The 22,031-nt window shown below is 65.3% G+C and carries 21 protein-coding genes; 8 read left to right on the plus strand and 13 right to left on the minus strand.

What is annotated here, in order from left to right:
* Nucleotides 1-5: 5 nt before the first annotated feature.
* Both L7H23_RS03500 and L7H23_RS03505 read left to right on the plus strand, forming a co-directional pair.
* Nucleotides 6-1,214, plus strand: coding sequence for an acyl-CoA dehydrogenase family protein (locus L7H23_RS03500; RefSeq protein WP_237837979.1), 1,209 nt, complete (start codon nt 6-8; stop codon nt 1,212-1,214).
* A gap of 44 nt (nt 1,215-1,258) precedes the next feature.
* Nucleotides 1,259-2,077, plus strand: a complete 819-nt coding sequence (locus L7H23_RS03505; RefSeq protein WP_237837980.1) for a helix-turn-helix transcriptional regulator — start codon at nt 1,259-1,261, stop codon at nt 2,075-2,077.
* Between the two features lie 30 nt (nt 2,078-2,107).
* On the opposite strand, the gene L7H23_RS03510 is transcribed toward L7H23_RS03505, so the two are convergent.
* Entirely contained in the window at nt 2,108-2,644 is a 537-nt protein-coding gene (locus L7H23_RS03510) for a VOC family protein (protein ID WP_237837981.1), read from the minus strand.
* 98 nt (nt 2,645-2,742) lie between these two features.
* Between L7H23_RS03510 and L7H23_RS03515 the strand changes: the two genes are divergently transcribed.
* Genes L7H23_RS03515 through L7H23_RS03525 form a run of 3 tightly spaced genes read left to right on the plus strand, consistent with a single transcriptional unit; the run spans nt 2,743 to nt 6,215 of the window.
* Nucleotides 2,743-3,972 (plus strand): SRPBCC family protein, encoded by a 1,230-nt coding sequence (locus L7H23_RS03515; RefSeq protein ID WP_237837982.1) that lies wholly within the window; start codon nt 2,743-2,745, stop codon nt 3,970-3,972.
* An 18-nt stretch (nt 3,973-3,990) separates the two neighbouring features.
* Nucleotides 3,991-5,418 carry an aromatic ring-hydroxylating dioxygenase subunit alpha gene (locus L7H23_RS03520; protein ID WP_237837983.1) on the plus strand — a complete coding sequence of 476 codons (1,428 nt, stop codon included), beginning with the start codon at nt 3,991-3,993 and terminating at the stop codon, nt 5,416-5,418.
* Entirely contained in the window at nt 5,418-6,215 is a 798-nt protein-coding gene (locus L7H23_RS03525) for a sugar phosphate isomerase/epimerase (RefSeq protein ID WP_237837984.1), read from the plus strand. The genes L7H23_RS03520 and L7H23_RS03525 overlap by 1 nt, the downstream gene beginning before the upstream one ends.
* Here the strand turns inward: L7H23_RS03525 and L7H23_RS03530 are convergent.
* From L7H23_RS03530 to L7H23_RS03565, 8 genes are read right to left on the minus strand one after another with little or no spacing between them, the layout of a single operon-like run.
* The gene (locus L7H23_RS03530) at nt 6,212-7,114 is read right to left on the minus strand and encodes an NmrA family NAD(P)-binding protein (RefSeq protein ID WP_237837985.1); all 903 of its coding nucleotides are present in this window, start codon (nt 7,112-7,114) and stop codon (nt 6,212-6,214) included. The genes L7H23_RS03525 and L7H23_RS03530 overlap by 4 nt on opposite strands.
* Nucleotides 7,111-8,760, minus strand: coding sequence for an FAD-dependent oxidoreductase (locus L7H23_RS03535; RefSeq protein WP_237837986.1), 1,650 nt, complete (start codon nt 8,758-8,760; stop codon nt 7,111-7,113). The genes L7H23_RS03530 and L7H23_RS03535 overlap by 4 nt, the downstream gene beginning before the upstream one ends.
* Before the next feature lie 4 nt (nt 8,761-8,764).
* Nucleotides 8,765-9,157: a nuclear transport factor 2 family protein gene (locus L7H23_RS03540; RefSeq protein WP_237837987.1), complete on the minus strand. Its 393-nt coding sequence runs from the start codon at nt 9,155-9,157 to the stop codon at nt 8,765-8,767.
* Entirely contained in the window at nt 9,154-9,384 is a 231-nt protein-coding gene (locus L7H23_RS03545) for a biotin/lipoyl-containing protein (protein WP_056372846.1), read from the minus strand. Before L7H23_RS03545 ends, L7H23_RS03540 begins: the two co-directional genes overlap by 4 nt.
* Nucleotides 9,385-9,388: 4 nt before the next feature.
* A complete protein-coding gene (locus L7H23_RS03550; RefSeq protein ID WP_237837988.1) occupies nt 9,389-10,378 on the minus strand; it encodes an alpha-ketoacid dehydrogenase subunit beta in 990 nt (329 codons plus the stop codon).
* Nucleotides 10,375-11,355, minus strand: coding sequence for a thiamine pyrophosphate-dependent dehydrogenase E1 component subunit alpha (locus L7H23_RS03555; protein ID WP_237837989.1), 981 nt, complete (start codon nt 11,353-11,355; stop codon nt 10,375-10,377). Before L7H23_RS03555 ends, L7H23_RS03550 begins: the two co-directional genes overlap by 4 nt.
* Nucleotides 11,352-11,999: a glutathione S-transferase family protein gene (locus L7H23_RS03560; protein ID WP_237837990.1), complete on the minus strand. Its 648-nt coding sequence runs from the start codon at nt 11,997-11,999 to the stop codon at nt 11,352-11,354. The genes L7H23_RS03555 and L7H23_RS03560 overlap by 4 nt, the downstream gene beginning before the upstream one ends.
* A 12-nt stretch (nt 12,000-12,011) precedes the next feature.
* On the minus strand, nt 12,012-12,776 hold the full coding sequence (locus L7H23_RS03565) for an SDR family oxidoreductase (protein ID WP_237837991.1): 765 nt from the start codon (nt 12,774-12,776) through the stop codon (nt 12,012-12,014).
* Nucleotides 12,777-12,947: 171 nt separating this feature from the next.
* Here L7H23_RS03565 and L7H23_RS03570 point away from each other — a divergent pair, with 171 nt between their 5' ends.
* Together L7H23_RS03570 and L7H23_RS03575 are read left to right on the plus strand one after the other, a co-directional pair.
* Nucleotides 12,948-14,069, plus strand: coding sequence for a phosphotransferase family protein (locus tag L7H23_RS03570; RefSeq protein ID WP_237837992.1), 1,122 nt, complete (start codon nt 12,948-12,950; stop codon nt 14,067-14,069).
* Complete coding sequence (locus L7H23_RS03575) at nt 14,066-15,076, plus strand: hypothetical protein (RefSeq protein ID WP_237837993.1); 1,011 nt, start codon at nt 14,066-14,068, stop codon at nt 15,074-15,076. The genes L7H23_RS03570 and L7H23_RS03575 overlap by 4 nt, the downstream gene beginning before the upstream one ends.
* Here the strand turns inward: L7H23_RS03575 and L7H23_RS03580 are convergent.
* From L7H23_RS03580 to L7H23_RS03590, 3 genes are read right to left on the minus strand one after another with little or no spacing between them, the layout of a single operon-like run.
* Nucleotides 15,073-15,444 carry an EthD domain-containing protein gene (locus tag L7H23_RS03580; RefSeq protein WP_237837994.1) on the minus strand — a complete coding sequence of 124 codons (372 nt, stop codon included), beginning with the start codon at nt 15,442-15,444 and terminating at the stop codon, nt 15,073-15,075. The genes L7H23_RS03575 and L7H23_RS03580 overlap by 4 nt on opposite strands.
* Nucleotides 15,445-15,453: 9 nt before the next feature.
* Nucleotides 15,454-16,707 (minus strand): cytochrome P450, encoded by a 1,254-nt coding sequence (locus L7H23_RS03585; RefSeq protein WP_237837995.1) that lies wholly within the window; start codon nt 16,705-16,707, stop codon nt 15,454-15,456.
* The gene (locus L7H23_RS03590; protein WP_237837996.1) at nt 16,707-19,028 is read right to left on the minus strand and encodes a TonB-dependent receptor; all 2,322 of its coding nucleotides are present in this window, start codon (nt 19,026-19,028) and stop codon (nt 16,707-16,709) included. The genes L7H23_RS03585 and L7H23_RS03590 overlap by 1 nt, the downstream gene beginning before the upstream one ends.
* 187 nt (nt 19,029-19,215) lie before the next feature.
* On the opposite strand from L7H23_RS03590, the gene L7H23_RS03595 reads away from it, so the two are divergent.
* Nucleotides 19,216-21,369: a molybdopterin-dependent oxidoreductase gene (locus tag L7H23_RS03595; protein WP_237837997.1), complete on the plus strand. Its 2,154-nt coding sequence runs from the start codon at nt 19,216-19,218 to the stop codon at nt 21,367-21,369.
* On the opposite strand, the gene L7H23_RS03600 is transcribed toward L7H23_RS03595, so the two are convergent.
* Nucleotides 21,370-21,969: a TetR/AcrR family transcriptional regulator gene (locus L7H23_RS03600; protein ID WP_237837998.1), complete on the minus strand. Its 600-nt coding sequence runs from the start codon at nt 21,967-21,969 to the stop codon at nt 21,370-21,372.
* Nucleotides 21,970-22,031: the final 62 nt, after the last annotated feature.

Below are 22,031 nucleotides of genomic sequence, written 5' to 3' on the forward strand. Positions count from 1 at the left end.
ATAATATGGATCTGGATCTTACCAAGGACGAACTGGAATTTCGCGAGGAGGTCCGCGACTTCCTGCGCACGTCGCTGCCGGACCATGTGCGCGACGGCGCGCGGCGCACCCCCGGCGTCTTCGTCGAGCCCGATATCGGTCTCGTCTGGCACCGCATCCTCAACGACAAGGGCTGGGTCGCCTATCACTGGCCCGAGGATTGCGGCGGCACCGGCTGGACGCCGATGCAGCGCTATATCTTCGAAAAGGAATGCGCGATTGCCGGGGCGCCGGCGCTGTCGGTGCTCGGCCTGCGCCTCGTCGGCCCGGTCATCTGCGCCTTCGGGACGCAGGAGCAGAAGGACCGCTTCCTGCCCGCGATCCGCGCCGGCACCGATTACTGGTGTCAGGGCTATTCCGAACCGCAAAGCGGATCCGACCTTGCCTCGCTGCGTACCCGCGCGCGGCGCGACGGCGGCGAATATGTCGTCGACGGGTCCAAGATCTGGACCACCCATGCGCACCACGCGAACTGGATCTTCTGCCTCGTCCGCACCGACGGCGAAGTGAAGAAGCAGGCGGGCATCAGCTTCCTCCTGATCCCGATGGACCAGCCCGGCGTTACCGTCACCCCGATCATCACGATGGCGGGCGATCACGAGGTCAATCAGGTCTTCCTCGACGGCGCGCGCACATCGGTCGACAACCGCATCGGCGAAGAAGGCCAGGGCTGGACGATCGCCAAATTCCTGCTCGAGAATGAGCGCGGCGGATCGTTCCATGCGCCGCGACTGATCCGCGCGATTGACCATCTCGAGCAGCTCGCGGGCATCGCTCCGAGCGGGCACAATGGCGCACTTGGCGGCGACATCCAGATCGCGACGCGCATCGCGAGGCTCCGCCTCGAAGCCGAAGCGCTCGAGACCACCGAACTGCGCATCCTTGCGGACATTGCAAAGGGCCGCCCAGCCGGGCCGCAGACCTCGCTCGTCAAATTGCTATCGTCCGAAATCCACCAGCGGATCGACGGACTCGCGATGGACCTGCACGGCTACGACGGACTGCAGCTGCCGACCGTGCGCCCTCTCTACGGCAACGAGGCGCCGCCCGCGATCGGCGACGAGGACGCGCAGGTCGCGGCCGCCCGCTATCTCAACAGTCGTGCCTGGACCGTCTTCGGCGGTTCGAGCGAAGTCCAGAAGAACATCATAGCAAAGACGGTGCTACGCCTATGACACATGCATTGCGACTTGCCGACCAGTGTGAAATAGTCCCCGCGATGGGAGAGAGAGCAGCCAAGCTGCCGGACGACGGGTTCGCACCTCCGATGAATGCCAGGGCACTCGTTGAAGCGGTTACGGTCCGCAGCGTGGAGGATATCCACGATGCTGCGGTCGCGCTGCGCGATTATGCCGCCGCCCAAGGCCTGCGCGCCGCGCTCTGCGACGATATTGCATCGAAAGAAACGATGGTCGACGCCGATGGCGCGGTCCTTGCTGCCGACCTGTTCGGCTGGCTCGGCGACGGTGAACGCTGGTGGGAGGATCACAGGCTCGCGCTTCACTCGCCGCTGCCCCGCTCGTGCCGCTATGAAAGCGAGCCCTTCTGGTGCAACGGCGAAGGGTTCCGCACCGCGAACCCCAACCCCTATCTCGATGACATCGACCTCTCGCGCTATTTCGCTGCCAACCAGCGCTACAAGGCGGCGATCGTGGTGCCGGTCCACCTGCCCTTCGGCCAGATCTCGGCGAACAGCTATCACCCGACGGATCATGAGATCACCGACCTCAGTGACCAGTTCGCGGAGATCGGGCATATCCTCGGTGCGGCGACACGGCGCTTCATTTCGGGCTATGCGTCGGCGATGCGGACCAAGCGGCGTATCCCGTCGGACTGCGAGCTGTCGAAGCGCGAGGTCGAATGCCTACGCTGGGCGGCGATCGGCAAGACCGACCGCGAGATCGGGATGATCATTTCGCTGAGCCACGCGACGGTGCGCTATCACGTTCACCGTGCGGGCGAGAAGCTGAACTCGGTCAACCGCGCACAGACGATCTTCAAGGCCGGGCAGCTCGGCTACCTCGGGGCTAACAGCTAGCCGCCCGCCGCCCGCCAGCGGGAGGGATAATCAACCAAGCGATCTCAGCGGTTCGCTGCCGTCCCAATTCTTCGCTGCGTCGCGCATCATCGCGAACAGTTCGCGCGTGCCCGCCTGCGGTTCGAGCAGTTCGACCAGCGTCCCCGGGCCGGTACCCGGATCGGCGTAGATCACGCCGCCCGTATCGCCGACCGGCGCTTCGAAGATGATTGCCGCACCGACTTCCGCGCAGCGCGCCCGCGCTTCGGCGATCGAGTCGACAAGCACGCACACATGGTGCAGCCCCTCGCCCACCGCATATTCGCCGCGATAGAGCGACTTCGCGTCATTCTCGGGCCGGATCAGCTCGATCTGCATGTCACCCCAATAGCCCAGAGCCATGGTGAAGACCGGATCGCTCGCCTCGCCGCGATAGCGTCCACCGGGAAGCGACACGTTCGGCAACAGGAAGAAGGGGCCGGCGCCCATCACCTCGGTCCAATGCTTCACCGCGGCGTCGAAATCGGACGGCACAAAAGCGAGCTGCATGATGTCGCCGAGCGATGCGAGCGTTGCGGGTCCGGCCATGTCTCTCCCCTCAAAAGCGTTAGCGCACAAGCGCCTGCCTTTGTGCGATAAGCTTTTCGAGACCCGGAGTCATACTGGGCAAAATGTGAGGGATAGCCATGGCCGAGTCCGATCCGAAGATCGCGCCGCAAGACTGGTTCGCGGTCCGCAAGCGCAACGCGCGCGCGGGTCTGCGCAAGCTGGTGTCGATCATCGCCGAGAACCGCACCGACCGCGCCGAGGGGCCGCTGCCGCTGCACAAATCCGTCTATATGAGCGATGCGCGCAACGCCGCCGAGATGGAACATATCTTCCGGAACGAACCGATCGTCGCCGGGCTGTCGGGCGACATTCCGAAGACCGGCGATACGCTCGTCTTCGACTCGGTCGGCCCGTCGATCCTCGTCACGCGCGGCAAGGACGGCGTCGCGCGCGCTTTCCTCAATATGTGTACGCACCGCGGTGCGAAGCTGGTCGAGGAAAAGGAGCCCTGGCAGGGTTCGCGCCCGCGCCTCGTCTGCCCCTTCCACGCCTGGACTTTCGACCCTGCGGGCCAGCTCGTCGGCCAGCCCGGCAAGGAAGGCTTCGCGAACTGCGAGATCGGGGCCCGCAACCTCATCGAACTGCCCTGCGCCGAGCATCTCGGCCTGATCTTCGTGCGCGCCAATCCTGACGGCGAGCCGATCGATGCCGCGGCGCATCTCGGCGACTTCGGCCCGGTGCTCGCGCAGCTCGAACTCCACCGCGCCGAGCCGGTCAAGAAGGGTATCCTCACCGCCGACGCCAACTGGAAATTCGCGCTCGACACCTATGGCGAGGGCTATCATTTCAAGATGCTTCACGCCTCGACGATCGGCGGTACGCACTACAGCGACCGCAACGTCTATGAACCGATCGGCCGCCATCATCGCGTCAGCTTTCCTGACCTGTCGATCGGCAATCTCGTCGGCAAGGACGAAAGCGAATGGCCCGAGACCGACTATGGCGGGGTGCATTTCCTGTTCCCCAATACCGTCGTCTTCTTCGGCGCGGTGACGCCGGGAGTCTATTTCACCCAGCTCTTCCGCCTCTTCCCCGACGGTGCCGGCAAGATGTTCTGCCAGTTCGCCGTCTATGCGCCCTTCGGCGTCGAGAACGAACAGCATCGCGCGATGTGCGAGATGGCCTATGACGCGACCGCGACCGTCGTCCAGACCGAGGATTATCGCGTCGCGAGCAGCGGCTATTCGAACCTCGTCACCGCGCCCGAAGACTTCCATGTCGTACTCGGCGCGAACGAGCCGGCGCTGCACGGCGTCCACCGCTCGATCGCCGCCGCATGCAAGATGCCGCTCGACCAGATCGCCTGACCCTTCCGGAGCTTATCGATGAACGACCTCTCCCCGCCCCAGGCTTCCGACCGCGACGACCGCTGCCCGGGCACCAGCTACACCGACATGCTGAACGCCGACACGCGGCGCGTTCCCGACTACCTCTTCGCCGAATCCAATCAGGAGCTCGGCGACGAGCCGATCGCGATCGAGCGTTATGTCAGCGAGGACTGGGCGAAGCTCGAACGCCAGAAGATGTGGCCGAACATCTGGCAGTTCGCCGCCCGCGAAGAGGATATGCCGAACCCCGGCGACACCGTCGTCTATGACATCAACGAGAAGAGCATATTGCTCGTCCGGCAGAAGGATCTGTCGGTAAAGGCCTTCTACAACGTCTGCCTCCACCGCGGCCGCAAGCTGCGCACCGAGAGCGGACCCGCTGTACATCTGCGTTGCCCCTTCCACGGCTTTTCCTGGCATCATGACGGCCGCTTCAAGGAAGCGCCCTGCGCGTGGGACTTCAAGCATCTCGAAGATAAGGACATGAGCCTGCCCGAGCTGAAGGTCGAAAGCTGGCAGGGCTTCCTGCTCGTCACCGAGAACCACGATCTGCCGAGCTTCCGCGACTGGGTCGGCCCCGGCGTCGAGCATTATGACAACTGGCGGCTCGACGAATGCTATACCGGCGCATGGGTCGGCCGCGTCATTCCGGCCAACTGGAAGGCGGTCGCCGAGGCGTTCATGGAGGCGTGGCACAGCATCGTCACCCATCCGCAGATCCTCGGCTTCACCGCCGATGCGAACACGCGCTACGACCTCTACGGCGACTTCCTCAATCGGGCGATCACCCCGGCCGGCGCAATGTCGCCGCACATCAAGGGCAAGGATCAATTCTATGTCCTGAAATCGCTCGAGGAATTCATCGGCGGCGGCGACAGCCGCGCACGCCGCGCGACCGGCGACCCGGCCGATCTGAAAGGCTTCGAAGCCGACGATCCGATGCTCGCACGCAAGGTGCTGGCGCAGGCGAACCGCGACGCGTTCACGGCGATGAACGGGCATGACTATTCGGCCGCGACCGACAGCGAGATGCTCGACAATTTCACCTATAATGTCTTCCCCAACTGGGCGCCGTGGGGCGGGCTGGTGCCGAACATCGTCTATCGCTGGCGGCCGTGGGGCGATGCCGATCACAGCCTGATGGAAGTCCGCATCCTGATGCGTACGCCGAAGGGCGAGAGGCCGCCCAAGTCGCCGCCCATGCACCTGATCACCGACGACCAGCCCTTCGCCAGCGCCAGCCATCTGATCGGCGCCGCGCTCGCGGGCGTGTTCGATCAGGACATGGAAAACCTGCCGTTCGTGCAGGAGGGGATGAAATCGTCCCCCAACGGCGTGATCGAACTCGGCCATTATCAGGAAAGCCGCATCCGCCATTTCCACCGCACGCTCGGCAAATATATCGACGGTGAGTTGCCCGGCTAATGGCGCGCGCAGCCCCGCTGCTGTCGCTCGCGGCGGGGGTATTACCCGAATTTTCGCCCGAGCAGACGGTCGCGGCTGCGGCCGCAGGTGGCTGGCCGGCGACAGGCATCTGGTACGATCCCGAGACATGGACGCCCGCAACGACAATTGAGGTGCGCGACCGCGCCGCCGATGCAGGAATCGCGATCCTCGACATCGAGGTGATCTGGCTGAAGCCCGGCACCGACGATCCCGCGCATTTCGGGGCGATCGACGCCGGTGCGGAAATCGGCGCGCGCAACGTGTTGATCGTCAGTTCGGAGGATGATGCCGGACGCGCTGCTGCCAAGCTGAACCGGCTCGGCCATCATGCCGCAGCGGCGGGGATGCGGGCCTGTCTGGAATTTGCGGCCTTCACCACGGTCGGCAGCATCGCGAGTGCAACCGCCCTGCTCGACGCCGCCGACTGCGACAATCTCGGCCTGCTGATCGACCCGCTACATCTTGCGCGGACCGGCGGCTCGCCCGCCGATCTCAGTTCGGTCGATCCGGGGCGGTTCCCTTATGCGCAATTCTGCGACGCCCCGGCACGGGGCCCGCCGCCAAGCGATGTACCGGAGATCATCCGCGAAGCGCTCGATCTGCGCCTGATGCCAGGCGACGGCGCGTTGCCGCTGGACGATCTGCTCGCCGCGTTACCGCTTGCTACACCGCTCAGCGTCGAGCTGCGGAGCGCCGCATTGCGCAACAGTCACCCCGACCCCACCGATCGCGCGCAAGCCCTGCTCGCCGTGACGCAGCGCTGGTTCACCGCCTAGGTCCAGTCCTGCCGCTTCGCCCATTCCGAAAAGGGCGTCGGCGTCACGCCCAGCAACCGCGCCGCCGGTACGGTGTCGAGCGCCACAGGCGACACCGGCTGGTCGTTGTACCAGCGATAGAATTTCGCCATCCCATCATAGATGCTAGCAGGCTGCACCTCGCGCGAGCCGGTCACAAGTTCGCTCATCCGCGCGGCGAATTCGTCGGGCGACAGGCTCTGGAAGCGCACAGGGCGCCCCGCCGCGACCGACAGCCGCTCGGCAACCTCTGCCCCCACCAGCGCCTCGGGTCCGCCCACCGCGATCCGGTCGGCGATCAGATCCTCGTGCAGCAGCGCCGAAACCATATAGGCCGCGACATCCTCCAGGCAGACCCAGCTGATCTTCAGCGTCTCGGCCGCCGGATAGGCGAAGATCCCGCTGTTCACGATCGCCGGGCGCGACCAGATGCGAGTGATATTGTCCATGAATACCATCGGCTCGATGATCACATAGGGCACGCCGCTATCATGGATTGCGCGCTCGATGTCGCGCCGCCCGTCGTGCGCCGACAGGTCGAGGTCGCTGTCGGCGACGAAGCAGCTGGTGTTGAAGACGATCTTCTGCAGCCCCGCCGCGCTCGCTGCCGCGGCGATGTTGCGCCCCATCGCCGCGGCGCGCTCGCGGTCGAATTCGAACGGCAGGTGCATGGCGAGCGCATCCTGCCCGCTGAACGCGGCAGTCAGGCTGGCGACGTCGTAAAGGTCGGCCGCGACCTCTGGCACATCGGGATGGACCGTCGCCGCCATGGCACCCGGGCGCCGCACCCCGGCGGTCGGTTCTAGGCCCCGCGCCTTCAGCGCCGTCAGCAGCGGGATGCCCTGATCGGCGGGCGCGCCGAGGACGAGGATCTTCTTCATGCCGCACCCTCCAGCTGCTTCGCCGAAACCTTCGCCGCGTGTCGCCCCGCGAGGAAGCCGAAGACCATCCCCGGCGCGATCGTCCCGCCCGGCCCGCCGTAGGTCATGCCCATCGCCGAGGCCATGACGTTGCCCGCGGCGTAAAGGCCCGCGATCGGTCCGCCGTCGACGCTCAGCACCTGCGCATTGGCATCGGTCTGCGGCCCGCCCTTGGTGCCGAGCGCGCCGCTCTTGATCTCGATCGCGAAGAAAGGCCCCTTGCCGATCGGCCCCAGCGTCGCGGCGGTCGAGCCGCGCCCCTCGGGATCGCCCCACCATTGGTCGTGCGCCGCGTCGCCGCGCCCGAAATCGGGATCGCGGCCGGTGGCGCAATGGGTGTTGAACCGCTCGACCGTCGCATCGAGGGCATCGGCATCGATCCCGAGCCTCGCCGCGAGTTCGGACAGGCTTTCGGCGCGCATCGCCCATTGCGGCGGCGCGACGCCGCGCTCGCCGCTGATCATCCCGAAGCCGAAGCGGTCGATATATTGCTGGTCGAAGATCAGCCAGCACGGCAGGTTCGCATAGTCGAACGCGCTGACGTCCTGATCGTGGAACGCCGCGCCGATCGCATTGTAGTTCGCCGCCTCGTTGGTGAAGCGCTTGCCGGCACGGTTGACCATGATCGAATGCGGCAGGCTGCGCTGCCCCGCGACGAGAGTTTTTCCCATGGAGCAATCGCTTTCCGGCACCTCGGCGACCGGCATCCACCACGCCTCTCGCATATTGCCGAGCATCGCGCCGACGCGCATCGCCATCTTCAGCCCGTCGCCGGTGTTGGTCTTCGGACTCAGCGGATGCGTCAGCGGCCCGCGGATGAAGGCGCGGAGCAGATCAGCATCCCATTCGAACCCACCGGTGGCGAGCACCACCGCATCGGCCGCGACCTCGATTTCGCCGTCCGCCGTTTCGAAAACAGCACCCGCCACGCGATCGCCGTCCATGAGCAGCCGCACCGCGCGATGTCCCGTCTTTGGTTCGATCCCGCGGTCGAGGCATGCGCGGAGCAGCCGCCCGATCAGCGCCTGCCCGCTCCCGCGCAAATCGCCGTCGATCCGCCGCTGCAACTCCTCGGGCGCCAGCGGCTGCGGCTTCGCCTGCCCCAGCGGCGTGTCGTAGATCGAAAAATGCGGCGAGGGATAATAGGGCGACTTCGTGACCTTGTCGGCCCATTCACCAAGCTCGTGAAACGAAAAGAGCGGGCAGTCGAGCGAACGCCCACCATTGAGCATCCCGCCCGGAAATTCGGCATGATAGTCGGGAAACTCGGGGATCGGCCGAAACTGCACCGGCGTGTTCGCTTCGAGGAACGCGACCATCTCCGGCCCATGATCGAGGAAGGCCTCGACCAGATGCTGCTGCATCAGCCCGTGCGACATCGACATGAGGTAAGTCAGCGCCTTGGCGCGGCTGTCCTCGACGCCCAGCGTCCCCTCATGATGATTGTTGGGAATCCAGATCATCCCGCCCGACCAGGCGGTCGTCCCGCCGACCTGATCGCCCTTTTCGAACAGCGACACGCGCGCCCCGGCTTCGTGCGCCGACAGCGCCGCGGTGAAGCCCGCACCGCCTGTACCGAGGACGAGGACGTGCGGCGCTTCGCTCATGATCTCAGGCCTTCAATTGCTCGACCATGTGGGCCGTGTCGAAATAATGGATGCGCATCGACGCCATCTTGCCCGCGTCGTCGAACTCGGTGACCTCGGCGATATGCGTCTCGAAGCGCTTGCCGCTCGATTTCGCGGTCACAGTGAAATGGAGCAAAGCAACGGCATATTTCTCGCCGCCGACCAGCTCCATCCAGCGGACCACCGGCTCTTCCCAATAGCCCATGACATGCGCGTAGAGCTTCTGCAGCGCGTCGCGCCCGCGCCACTCGCCGCCATAGGGAAGCGAGGTCGGTTCATGGATGACGAGATCGTCGGCCATGAAGGTCGCGACCTCGTCCCAGTCGCCGCGCGCAACAGCGGCGTACATCGCCTTGCTGGCTTCCAGCGGCGTCATTCGATCGTGCCGACGAGCGCGCCGACCGGATAGACTTCGCCCTCGACGCCGGTCGGGCGGATCGTGCCCGCGACCTGCGCCTCGATCTCGACCGTCGTCTTGTCGGTCTCGACCGTGTAGATGATGTCGCCGACCTCGACGCGCTCACCGTCGCCGAACATCCATTCGTTCAGCGTCATTTCAGTCGCCGACATGCCGATCTTCGGGATGCGCAGTTCTTCCGCCATCGCCTCAGCCCTTCCAGTTCACGGCGGTGCGCACCGCGTCGGCGATGGCGTCCTTGTTCGGGATCCACGCCTGTTCGAGCGCATTCGCCATCGGCACGGCCGAGAAAGCGCCGCCGATGCGCGTCACCGGGGCCTTGAGCTTGCCGAACAGTTTCTCGTTCAGGCGCGACGCGATCTCGGCGCCGGTGCCATATTGCTTCACCGCCTCATGCAGCACGATGGCGCGGCCGGTCTTTTCGACCGATGCGGTAACGGTCGCCTCGTCGTAAGGCGCGATGGTGCGCAGATCGATGACCTCGACCGAAATCCCTTCGTCGGCGAGCTTGCCGGCGATTTCGAGCGCGTCGAGCACGGTGCGGCCATAGGTGACGATGGTGCAATCGCTCCCCTCGCGCGCCACGGCCGCCTTACCGAGCGGTACGACATGCCCCGGCCCCGGATCGTCGGATTTCAGGCCGTAACATAGGATATTCTCGATGAAGATCACCGGGTCGTTGCACGCGATCGCCGCGCGCATCAGCCCCTGCGCGTCGGCGGCGTTCGACGGGGTGACGATCTTCAGCCCCGCGACATGCGCGAACCAGGCTTCGAGCATGTCCGAATGCTGCCCGCCGAAGCCGACCCCGACGCCGGTCGTGGTGCGGATCACCAGCGGCACGTTGGTCTGCCCGCCAGACATGAAGCGCAGCTTCGCGGCGTGGTTGACGATCTGGTCCATCGCGACCGTCACGAAGTTCATCAGCATGATCTCGGCGATCGGACGGAAGCCCGCGAGCGCGGCGCCGACGCAGGCGCCGACGATCGCCTGCTCCGAAATCGGCGTCGCGCGAATGCGGTTCTCGCCATATTTTTCGGTCAGCCCCGACGAGATCTTGAACACACCCCCGCCCTGCTTCGCCGCGACATCCTCGCCGAGCAGGATCACCCCCGCATCCTCGGCCATCGCCTCGTCGATCGCGCGGTTGATCGCCTGCGTCATCGTGATCTGTGTCATGCCGCAATCTCCTCTTCGAAGACGTCCTTGCGGATTTCCTCAGGCCCCGGCAGCGGACTGTTCGCAGCGAATTCGGCAGCGGCGTCCATCTGGGCGTCAAGGTCGGCGACGATCGCGTCGAGCTCGGCCTCGGTGAACTGATGGTCGAGCATCAGCTGGCGCAGCCGCGGCAACGGATCCTCCGCCGCCATCTCGGCCAGATGCTCCTTGGGCATGTAGGAGAAGTCCGAGCCGAAGAAATGGCCCATCATCCGGTAGCACATCGCCTCGATCAGCGTCGGCCCCTCGCCCGCGCGGGCGCGGTCGACCGCGGCCTTGGTGGTGTTGTACATCGCGATCGCGTCGTTGCCGTCGACATGCACGCCGGCCATCCCATAGGCCTTGGCGCGGGTGACGATCGAATCGACCTTGGTGTGATCGGCAAAGGCAGTGTGCTCGCCGTAGCGGTTGTTCTGGCAGAGGAAGATCACGGGCAGTTTCCACAGCTGCGCCATGTTCATCGCCTCGTGAAAGGCGCCGATGTTGGTCGCGCCGTCGCCGAAACAGACCATCGTAACCTTGCCGTCGCCGCGGTTCTGTGACGCGAGCGCCAATCCGTTGGCGATCGGCAGCCCCGATCCGACGACGCCCGTCGTCACCATCACCCCGGTTTCGGGATGGGTGATGTGCATCGACCCGCCCTTGCCGCGGCAGGTTCCGCCGACCTTGCCCGCAATCTCGGCAAACAGCGGATTCAGCGGCACGCCCTTGGCGATCTGGTCGTGCTGGCCGCGATAGGTGGTGACCAGATAGTCGCTCGGTTCGAGCGCCGCCATCGCCGCCGCCGACACCAGCTCCTGCCCGCGCACGGTGTAATAGATCACCGCCAGCTTGCCGGTCATCAGCAGCGAACGGAATTTCTCGTCGGCGCGCGCGACGCGCATCGTGCGGGTGTAGATATCGCGCAGCTTGTCGCGGTCGATCGTCGTGTCGGTCATGCAGGCTCTCCGATGCCCAGTTTGGGGTTGGCGCTGGCGGCGGCGCCGGGTCGGGCCGCGACGCGGTCGCGCCAAGCGGCCAGGTTGGTCAGTGCGGGATCGAGCGGCTGCCCAACCATCGCGCCGAATTCGACGAAGGAATAAAGCAGGATGTCAGCCAGACTGAAGCGATCGCCCGCGAGCCACGGCCCCGCGCCGACGATCCGGTCGACCTGCACCAGCCCGTCGGCCGCGAGGCGCTTCAGGTCGGCGGCGGCATCGGGCAGGCAAAGCAGCCGGCTCTGGAACATCGGCAGCCCCTCGGCGCCGCGGAAGCCCGCGGTCATAGGCACGACAACGAGCTGGTCGACGATCCGGACCAGCATCCGCGTCTGCGCCCGCTGCTCTGCGGTCGCGCCCAGCAGCGCATGACCGCCCAGCGTCTCGTCGAAATATTCGCAGATCGCGACGCTCTCGGCGATGCAACCACCGTCGTCGAGTTCGAGCAGCGGCGTATGCCCGAGCGGGCTTTTTACGCAGAAATCGGGCTGGCGGTTTTCGGCCGCCATGATGTCCACGAACCGGCGATCGACCTGCACCCCGGTCTCGGCGAGGTACATCAGCACCACGCGCGGATTAGGGCCGAGCGACTGATAGAGTTTCATCGCGCGCTTCTCTTAGAACTGGACGCGCTTGGTGAAGCCGCCGTCGATGACCAGATGCGCGCCGGTCATGTACGGACACGCCGGCGAGGCCATGAACACGATCGCCTTCGCGACCTCTTCGGGTTCGCCGAAGCGCCCCATCGGCATCTGCGCGAGCGTGCCTTCATAGAGCGGCGGCACCGCCGATTTGATCACTTCCCAATTGCCGCCGGCATAATAGATCGCGCCGGGCGATACGATGTTGACGCGGATATTCTGCGCCGCGAGCGCCTGGCTCAGCTGCGAGCCATAGGTGATCAGCGCCGCCTTCAGCGCGTTGAACGCCTGCGGGACGATGAAGGTCTCGACCGCCGCGGTCGAAGACATGAAGATGATCGACCCCGACCCCGATGCCGCCAGCGCCTCGGTCAGCACCTCGACGCCGTGGACTGCACCCATGATGTCCATGTCGAGCCCGCGCTGCCAGTCGCCCGTCGCGCCCTGCCCCGACGAGCTCGCGGTGTGGATGAAAATATCGCAGCCGCCGAGCGTGTCGCGCGCCTTTTCCAGCCAGGCGCGATAGCCGTCGGGGTTACCCGTCATGTCGAACTGTTCGCCGAACACCTTCCCCGGCCCCGCCGCATCGATCGCCGCCACTGCTGCTGCGACCTTCTCGGCATCGCGCGAAAAAAAGGCGACGTCGGCGCCTTCCGCCGCGAAAATCTTGAGCGAGGCGAGCCCCAGCCCGTGTGCGCCGCCGTTGATGATCACCTTCTTGCCGGCAAGACCCAGATCCATCGCATCCTCCTCATGTCATTTTGAGAATGAGACTATCCTGCCCCGCGATGCCGGGACATCAGCAAAAATGGGAGCGTGGCGACCAAGCCTGGCTTCGAGAGAAATTTGACAAAAACTATTTTTCGTCACATTTCTTTCCGGGACCGCATCATGGCGGCACGGGAGAGATGGATGGCCGACGATAGCGCACTTGCTGCAAGCCGGGCGATTACGGGAGCGACGCAGGGCGGGGAAGACCGGAATGTCGCCGAACGGCTCAGGGCCTTTCTGAACCGGCAGGCGTCGCTCGACGGAAAGGTCGGTGCGATCCGGATCGACGCGGGCCGGCGTTCGGCCGGCGCGTCGAGCGGTACGATCCTTTTCGATGCCGACATCGCTGGCGACGGCGAAGCACCCCGGCGGCTCGTCTTCCGTTACGATCTTGGCGGTGCATTCTTCAGCCAATATTCGCTGCCGCCCCAATTCTCGATCATGCAGGGCCTCCACGCGCGCGGGCTTCCGGTTCCCGAGGCGCTCTGGCTCGACGCCGAGGGCGCGGTGAACGGCAAGCCCGGATTGTTCATGGAACGGATCGAGGGGATAGCGCCGAGCACCATGCCGTTCAACGAAGGCCCCTATATGGCCGCGGACGCCGCGGGCCGGCACGCGATGCTGCTAGAGGCGGCGCGGACGCTCGCACTGATGCACGCGACCTCCCCCGACGGTCTCGCCGACGGGCATTTCGCGCAGCGCGGCGGCGATGGTCATTATCTTGATCGCGAGATCGGCTGGACGCTGATCGAGCTGCGGCGGACGATCCCGCCCGCCGCGCCGGGCGCAAAGGCGGATTTCTATCGCAACATTCGCGAAACGCTGGAGACGGTCGCCGACTGGCTGACAGCGCACGCGCCGCGCCACCGCGCACCCGAGCTCGCGCATGGCGACGCGAACATATCGAACTTCATGTATGGCCACGACGGTAAGGTCGTCGCCCTGCTCGACTGGGAACTGACGCATCATGGCGTCGGCGAAGCCGATCTCGCCTATCAGATCGCCGGAATCGCGCATTTCGCGCTGCTCGCGCCCCCCGTCGACGGCATTCCGACCCCCGACGAGATGATCGCGGCCTATACGCAGGCGCGCGGCAAGCTCGACGACTGGGAGTTCGCACAAGTGCTCGGCGAATGGCGCCTAGCCGTCTTCGCCTCGATGGGAATGAGCCGCCTGCCGCCCGAACTCGAAGACGTCGAGCGCACCTATTGGACCGCCTCGCGCAAGCGGCTCGCGGCGCTGGTTCCGGGGATCGACGGATGATCCCCGCCAAGGATATCGTCATCCTGCCGGTCGGGGACGAGTGGCCGCATGCCCCCGAAACCGACGCGCATTGGCAGGAAAGCGTCGTGCTCTGTTTTCAGGACATCGAACAGGGATTGGGCGGTTTCATCCGGATCGGGCACCATCCGAACCTCGGCACCGGCAATTGCACCTTCGGCGTCGTGGCGCCGGGCATCGGCTACAACCGCTCGCGGATCGACGTGCCGATGCGCGAGGGCGACCGCTTCACGAACGGCTTCGCAATCGACGGCTTCCTGACCGCGACCTTCGACAGCGCGACCAATCGCTGGGTCGCCGAGGACGGCGACTGCGCGCTCGACCTGCACGTCGAAAACCTGCACCCCCACTATGACGCCTGGGCTCTCTCGGGCCTGACCGGCGGCTTTCGCGAGAAGTTCGCGGCGATGCATACCGAGGTTGCGGGGCGCGTGCGCGGAACGATGCGGATCGGCGACCGGACATGGGCGGTCGACGGCTTCGGCCACCGCGACCATAGCTGGGGGGTGCGCAAGCATGACGATCCCGAGGCGGCGCTCGCGACCTTCTTCTGGCTCGTCGGCTCGTTCGGTCCCGAGCTCATTTTCAGCATGAGCGAGTCGATCACCTTTTCGGGCAAGCGCAACCGCACCGGCTTCGTGATCCGCGACGGCGAGCTCGCCCGGCCGATCACGCAGGATGCGCGCTTCGGCGTGACGCTCGACGGCATGACGATGCGCGATGCGCGCGTGACCTTCGACGCCGGCGCGCTTGGCGCCCACACGGTCGAACTCGAAGGCCTGGGCAATGTCCTCCTCGGCATGGGTGGGCGCTATCTCGAGGTCGGCATGCCGGCACGCGGGCACTGGAACGGCCGCACCGGCGGAGTTCACCTCAGCACGATGTTCAACGCGCGCGGAGGAACCGGCCAGCCGCCGATGCTGTTCGGCACCTCACCCGCCAACGGACTTTACCGCACGCAGGCCTTTCAGGACGTGCGAAGACCCTAGTCGCCGACGATCGTGTGCGAACGGGCGAAGAAGATCGGCGAGCGCGCAAGGTCGATGAAACGCTGCTCGTCCTCGAACAGCTCGCGATTGGCATCGCGCCGCGCCGGATCGTTGCCGCCGCCGAGCAGGTCGGCCTCGCTGTTCCAGCCGAGTTCGGCGACACCATCGAAGGGCTGATCGGCCAGCCGCCCCTTGAGCAGCGCCCCGAGCACAGGATCGTCGAGCCGGTGATGCTGACGGTAGAGCGCGAGCCCGATCGTCGGCGCATGGCGCGCGACCAGCGGCGCGTGCGTTTCCAGCCAATAAGTCTGGAACTCGTCAAGACCGAGCGACGGCAGCCGGTGAAGGCAGAAGAGCATCCGGATCATGGGGCGACCCTATCGCGTCTTGTAGGCGATCGGCAAACGCTTCAGCCCGCTGACGAAGTTCGAGGCGACCCATGCCGGATCGCCTGCGAGTTCGATCGCATCGATCCGCGCGAGCAACTCCTCGAAAAAGATGCGGATTTCCATCTTGGCCAGATGCTGGCCGAGGCAGAGGTGCGGGCCATAGCCGAAACCGAGGTGCCGGTTCGGCGGCCGCGACAGGTCGAAACGGAACGGGTCGGTAAAGGCGTCGGCGTCGCGATTGGCCGAGGGATAGCACATCATCAGATGGTCCCCTGCCCGGATCGTCTTTCCGCGCAGGTCGTAATCCTCGACCGCGGTGCGGAAGAAATGCTTCACCGGGGTGACCCAGCGCACCATCTCGTCGACGCCGCCCGCGGCAAGGATCGCGGGATCGGCACGCAGTCGCTCCATCTCGGCCGGGTTCTGCAGCAACGCGAGCAGCCCGCCCGCGATCGTCGAACTGGTCGTGTCATGCCCCGCGGTCGCGATGATGATGTAATAGGACATCAGCTCGAGCGTGCCGATCGGTTCTCCGTCGACCTCTGCAGTCGACAGCAGCGTTGCGATATCGTCCGACGGATCGCGGCGCCGCGCCTCGGTCAGCTCGGCGAAATAGTCGGTAAAACCCTTGATCGTCGTCGCCAGATCGGGCTTCGGCCCCTTGCGGATATCGGGATCGTCGGGGCCGAAAATATCTCGCGTCAGCACGAGCATCCGCGCCTCGTCCTCGGCCGGGACGCCAAGGATGCGCATGATGACGCGGAGCGGGTACCAGACCGCGACGTCGTCGACGAATTCGCAGGCGCCGCCGCGCTCGACCATCTGACCGACGAAATGCCGCGCAAGCGCACGCAGATCCTCTTCGATCGCCTTCAGCCGCCCCGGCATGAACCACGCCTGCGTCAGCTTGCGGTGCGCCATGTGATCGCGGCCGTCCATATGGACGATGTCGCGCAGCATCAGCGCGCTGCCGCCGGTGAGCTTGCGCACCTGCTCCTCGACCGAGACCGGCCGAAGCATCATTCGCGGCGCGTTCAGGAATTGCGCGGCGTTCCGCTCCACGTCCTGAATGTCCGCGAACCGGGTGACGCTCCAGAAGGGACGATAATCCGCGGGCTCGGTCCAGTGGACCGGATCCTCCTCCCGCAGCCGGGCAAAGAGCCGGTCATAGGCGTCCGGATCGGCGTAGGTCGCGGGTGCGACGATCGCGTCGTCGTCGATAGGCGGCGCGATCGTGGCCATCAGAAGTTGAACCCGACGCGCACGCCATAGGTTGCCGGCGGCGCCGCACGCGCATTGCGGACAAGGCCGCTGATCGGCAGGCCGCTGTCGAAATATTTCTCGTCGGTGATGTTCGCCGCGAACAGCGACACCAGCCAGCGATCGTCGGGCGCGGTATAGGTCAGGCTGGCGTCGACAAGCTGCATGCTCCGCGCGGTCGCGCCGCCCGTGCCGGTCAGATTCTCGGCATCGAAATAATAGCCGTCGTTGTGCGACGCATCGACCGACAGCTTCAGTTCGCCGTCGCCGACCGGATATTTGACGTCGGCGCCGATCGACAGCACGAACTTCGGAGCGCCGGCGAGCCGGTTGCCCTTGATGAAGAGCACCCCTGCCCCGCCCGCCGATTGCACGTCGCGGTCGTAGCTGGTGTCGAGCACCAGCCCGTTCGAGCGCAGCGTGAACATCGGCGACACCTGCCACAGCAGGTCATATTGCGCGCCGGTGATCTTGGCACCGGTGCCGTTGACGAGGATGTTCGATCCGCTCGCCGAGTCCGTATAGGCGATATGGATATTGCCATAGTCGTAGTGGAAGGCGCCGAGATTGAGCCGCGCGTCGGGCGACAGGCGGATTTTCGCGCCGCCCTCGAACGAGGTGATCGTCTCGGGCGTCACGCCGGGGCTGAGAAGGTTGGTGTTCGAGAGCGTCGCGCCCTTGAACCCGGTCGAAACCCCGGCGTAGAGCAGCAGGTCGCCGGTGTCATACTGGATACGGCCGGTATAGGTGAACTTCGATCCCTTGAGCACCTGCCGCCCCTGGTTCGGGGTACCGAACACGTTGCGCGGGTCGGTCAGCGAGATGAAGTCGTTGCTGGTATATTTCTCGTCGGTGTAGCGGCCGCCGGCGGTGACGCTGAGCCGCTCGGTGATCGGCACGGTGATCTGGCCGAAGCCGGCGACCGATTTGTTCTGCCAGCGGTTGTCGGCGGTCAGCGCCGACAGCGGCGGCAGGTCGCCGGTGAGCAGGACGTCGCCGGCGGCGTCGAGATAGACGACACCCGCGATCCACTGAACGGGCGAATCCACCGATGCGATCTGGAACTCCTGCTGCCAGGTCCGCGACGGGAAATCGCCGGTGAAGCCGACCGATCCGCCCTGGAAACCGACCGGATAGCTTGTCGGGTCAGCGAACAACACTTCGGTCGCCGACAGCGATTGCGCCGTCTGATATGCGGTCAGCGAACTCAGCTCGACCGAACCGAGGTCGAGCGTGGCCTTCGCCGAATAGGTCTCCGTATTGAGCTGCACGAACGATCCCGCCGGTCCCGGACGCAGGACACCGCGCGTCGAACCATTTGCTTCATTGTCATAGGTCGCGCCGTGCTTGGTGCTGAAGCGCAGGTTTGCAGCCGCGGTCATCGCATCGCCGGCGGAAACGCCGAAGCTTTGCAGCAGCCCGGCATAATAGAGCTGCGACCCGTTGAGCCCGGTGCCGCCGACGTCGATGTCCAGCCCGACCGCCTGATAGCCCTGCCCCGACCGATCGTCGGATTCGAAATGCTGCGCACGCAGCACCAGATTGAACTGTTCGGACGGCTTGAAGACGAGGACCGCCCCGATCGACTTGGAATCGCGGTCGTAGAAGTCGTCGTTCGTGGCCCCGACGCCCGGCGCATTCAGATTCCGGATATAGCCGTCGCGCTTGCGGATCGACCCGTTGACCGAGAAAGCGAACATGTCGCCAAGCCCGCCCGAAATGATCCCCGACGCTTCGCGATTGTCGTAATTGCCGTAACCGGCGCGGAAGCGGCCCGAGATCGGATCGCCCGGTCGCGGCGTCTTCGTCGTCACGACGATCGCACCGCCGGTCGCGTTGCGGCCGTAAAGCGCACCCTGCGGCCCTTCGAGGACCTGGACCTGTTCGACATTGTCGAGGTCGAAGGCCGCGCTCGTCAGCGTCGAGATATAGACCCCGTCGACATAGGTCGCGACGCTGGCCGCCTGCCCCGCCCCGGTGACGGTCGAGCCGACGCCGCGGATGAAGGGCGTGACGTTGCTCGCCTGATTCTGGACGGTCAGCGACGGCGTCAGCTTCGGCAGGTCTTGCAGGGTCGAGACGTTGCGCGCCTCGAGCACTTCGGGCTCGACGGCGGTCACCACAACGGGAACTTTCTGGAGGTTCTCGGACCGGCGCTGCGCGGTCACGACGATATCGACCAAGCCCCCGCTGTCGGTCGTCGTACCGCCTTCCGCGGCCGGCGCCGGAGACTCCTCCGCCCAAGCCGGCGAAACGCTCACAGTGGCGATGGCGACACTGGCCATCAGAACAGCCTTACGCATCTTCGTCTCCCTCCAGATCGCGAAGCTTTTCGCTTCATCTTTCTGCTTGCCAGTCCGCGCCACAGTAGCGCATATCCCGACACGACAAAAATAGATATTCGTCGTATTTTATTCTGTCAACCGGGATTTTAAATGCTCATTTAAACGGGTGATTCCACGGGTTTTCGGCGAATGGATGGAGAGTAAATTGGCTAGCGAAGCCCCGATTCGAACCGAGACGACAAGCTTTTGTCGGCTGTGCGAGGCCTTTTGCGGCACCGTGATCGCGATCGAGGATGGCCGACCGGTCAAACTCTCCCCCGACCGCGACAATCCGCACACGCAGGGGCATATCTGCGTCAAGGGTGCGGCGATCGTCGACGTCGCGAACGATCCCGACCGCGTGCTGCGACCGTTGAAACGCATCGGCGGTCCCGGCGAATTCGCCGAGGTATCGTGGGACGAAGCCCTCGACGATATCACCGCGCGACTGAAGGCGATCATCGACACCGACGGGCCGGAGGCGGTCGCGACCTATTTCGGCAATCCCGGCGCCTTTTCGACCGACACTTTCATGTCGAGCCAGTGGTTCCTGCAACGGATCGGGAGCACCAAATTCTATGCGGCGGGATCGCAGGACAGTACCTCGCGCCACCTCGCGAGCTGGATCCTCTATGGCGTCGCCTTTCGCAACGCGATTCCCGACCTGCCGCATTGCGATTTCCTGATCATAACGGGCGCCAACCCTTTGGTATCGCACGGTGGCCTGCTCACCGCGCCGCGGATGCGACACGACCTCGACGCCATTGCCGAACGCGGGCGCGTGATCGTGATCGACCCGCGCCGGACCGAAACCGCGAAGCGTTACGAGCATGTCGCGATCCAGCCCGATGCCGACGCGTGGCTTCACGCGGCAATGCTCAAGGTGATGATCGGCGCGGAGGTCGTCGACGAAGCCTTCCTCGCCGCGCATTGCACCGGCTGGGACGATCTGCGCGATGCCGTAATGCAGGTCGATCTCGACGAGGCGACAGCGGCCACCGGCGTCCCGCGCGGCACCATCGAACAACTTGCACTCGACTTCGCCGCCGCGCCGCGTGCCGCGATGTACGGCCGCGTCGGCCTGTGCCGTGGCCGCTTCTCGACGATTGCCAACCTGCTGCTCGACGCGATCAACATTGCCGGCGGCAAGTTCGGCAAGCCGGGCGGGTCGACCTTCGGCGCCTTTCCGCTCGCCGAAGGCGCCGAACCGCTGTCGGGCTATGGCGAGCATCGCACGCGCATCGGCGACCTGCCGGTCGTTGCGGGCCTGATGCCGGCCGCTGCGCTGCCCGACGACATATTGGAACCCGGCGACGGCCGGGTCCGCGCCATGATGGTCATCGCCGGCAATCCCGTCCTGTCGGCGCCGGGGGGCGAGCGGCTCGAAAGGGCACTCGAGTCGCTCGCCCTCCTCTTCTCGGTCGATCTCTATGTGACCGAGACGAACCGCTTCGCGCACTATATCCTGCCCGCCGCCACCTTCCTCGAAAAGGACGATATTCCGCTGATCGGGCTGTCGCACATGGTGCGGCCCTATATCCAGTACGCCCGCGCCGCGGTGCCGCCGATGGGCGAGGCACGCGAGGAAAAGGCGATTTTCGACGATCTCGTCGCGCGCATGGGGCTCGGCTCGATCGCGCCGACCCCGGGCCTGCGCTGGCTGGAGCGGCAGGGCATGTCGATCACGCCGCTGACCCTCGTCGAAATCGCCCTTCGATACGGGCCGCTCGGCAAACAGCGCGGCGACGATGCGCTGAGCTTCGCGAAACTGGCGGAGATGCCGCACGGCACGATGCTCGACCTGCCGCTCACCTATGATGGCTGGGCCGGACATATCGCCACCGAGGATCGCAAGATCCGCCTCTGGCACCCGATCGTCGCCGACGAATTCGCACGCTTCGCGGCGCAGCAGTCCCCGACCGGCAGCGATGGAAGGCTGAAGCTGTTCAGCCAGCGCAAACTCAAGTCGATGAACAGCTGGATGCACAATCCCGAAAAGCTGGCGCGATCGCAGGAGCCCGCACTGCTCGTCCACCCCGCCGACGCAGCGCGATACGGCCTCAGCGATGGCGGCCAGGCCAGCGTAGCGAACGAACATGGCGCCGTCGAAGTCGCGGTCGAAGTGACCGAAGATGTGGTCGAGGGTGCGGTCTGCTATCCGCACGGATGGGGTCACAATGGCGGCTGGCGCCATGCCAACACCCTGCCCGGCGCGAACATCAACCTGTTGCTCGGGCTCGGGCCGGAAGCGGTCGAGCTCGTCTCGGGAACGACGTTCATCGACGGCATCCCGGTAACGGTCACCCCGATCGCCGCCTGATCAGCGCGCCATCACCGTCGGCGCCAGAAAGTCGCGGACCAGCGCATCCATTCCGGCACGATCGTCGAGATCCTCGGCGGGACGCTGGAGCAGCGCGCGATAGACGAAGCTCAGCCACCATTCGATCCGCTCGACCGAAATATCGCCCCGCACCCGTCCCGTCGCGGCGATCCGCTCGATCACCGGCGCCCAATAGTCGTGCATCATCCGCTCGATGACCTGCGAATGTTCGGCGAGTTCGTTGACATAACCCATTGAGCCTTCCTCGAAGAGGCCCTCGAAGATCGGCATGGCGCGAGCGGCATCGACGAGTGCGAGCACCGCCGCCGATAGCAGCGCCTCGCCCTCCAGGTCATCGGGAATATTTTCCTTCGCGCGCTCATTCACCAGCGCGCCTTCGCGGAGCAGTACTGCGGTCGCGAGCTGCTGCTTGTTCGGGAAATAATTATAGATCGTCTGGCGCGTGATCCCCGAGCCCTTCGCGACGGCTTCCATCCGCAACCGTTTGTACCCGACCTTCGCGATCACCTGATTCGCAGCGTCCAATATGCGGGCCTGCGTCCGGCGCGCGACGTCGGTTTCAAGTTCATTGTCCATCATATAGCCCGCAGAAAATCCCTAAATTTGACGAAAATGAATTTTTGTCGCATTCTTCCCGCATA

The organism is Sphingopyxis sp. BSN-002, assembly GCF_022024275.1.
GTDB lineage: Bacteria > Pseudomonadota > Alphaproteobacteria > Sphingomonadales > Sphingomonadaceae > Sphingopyxis.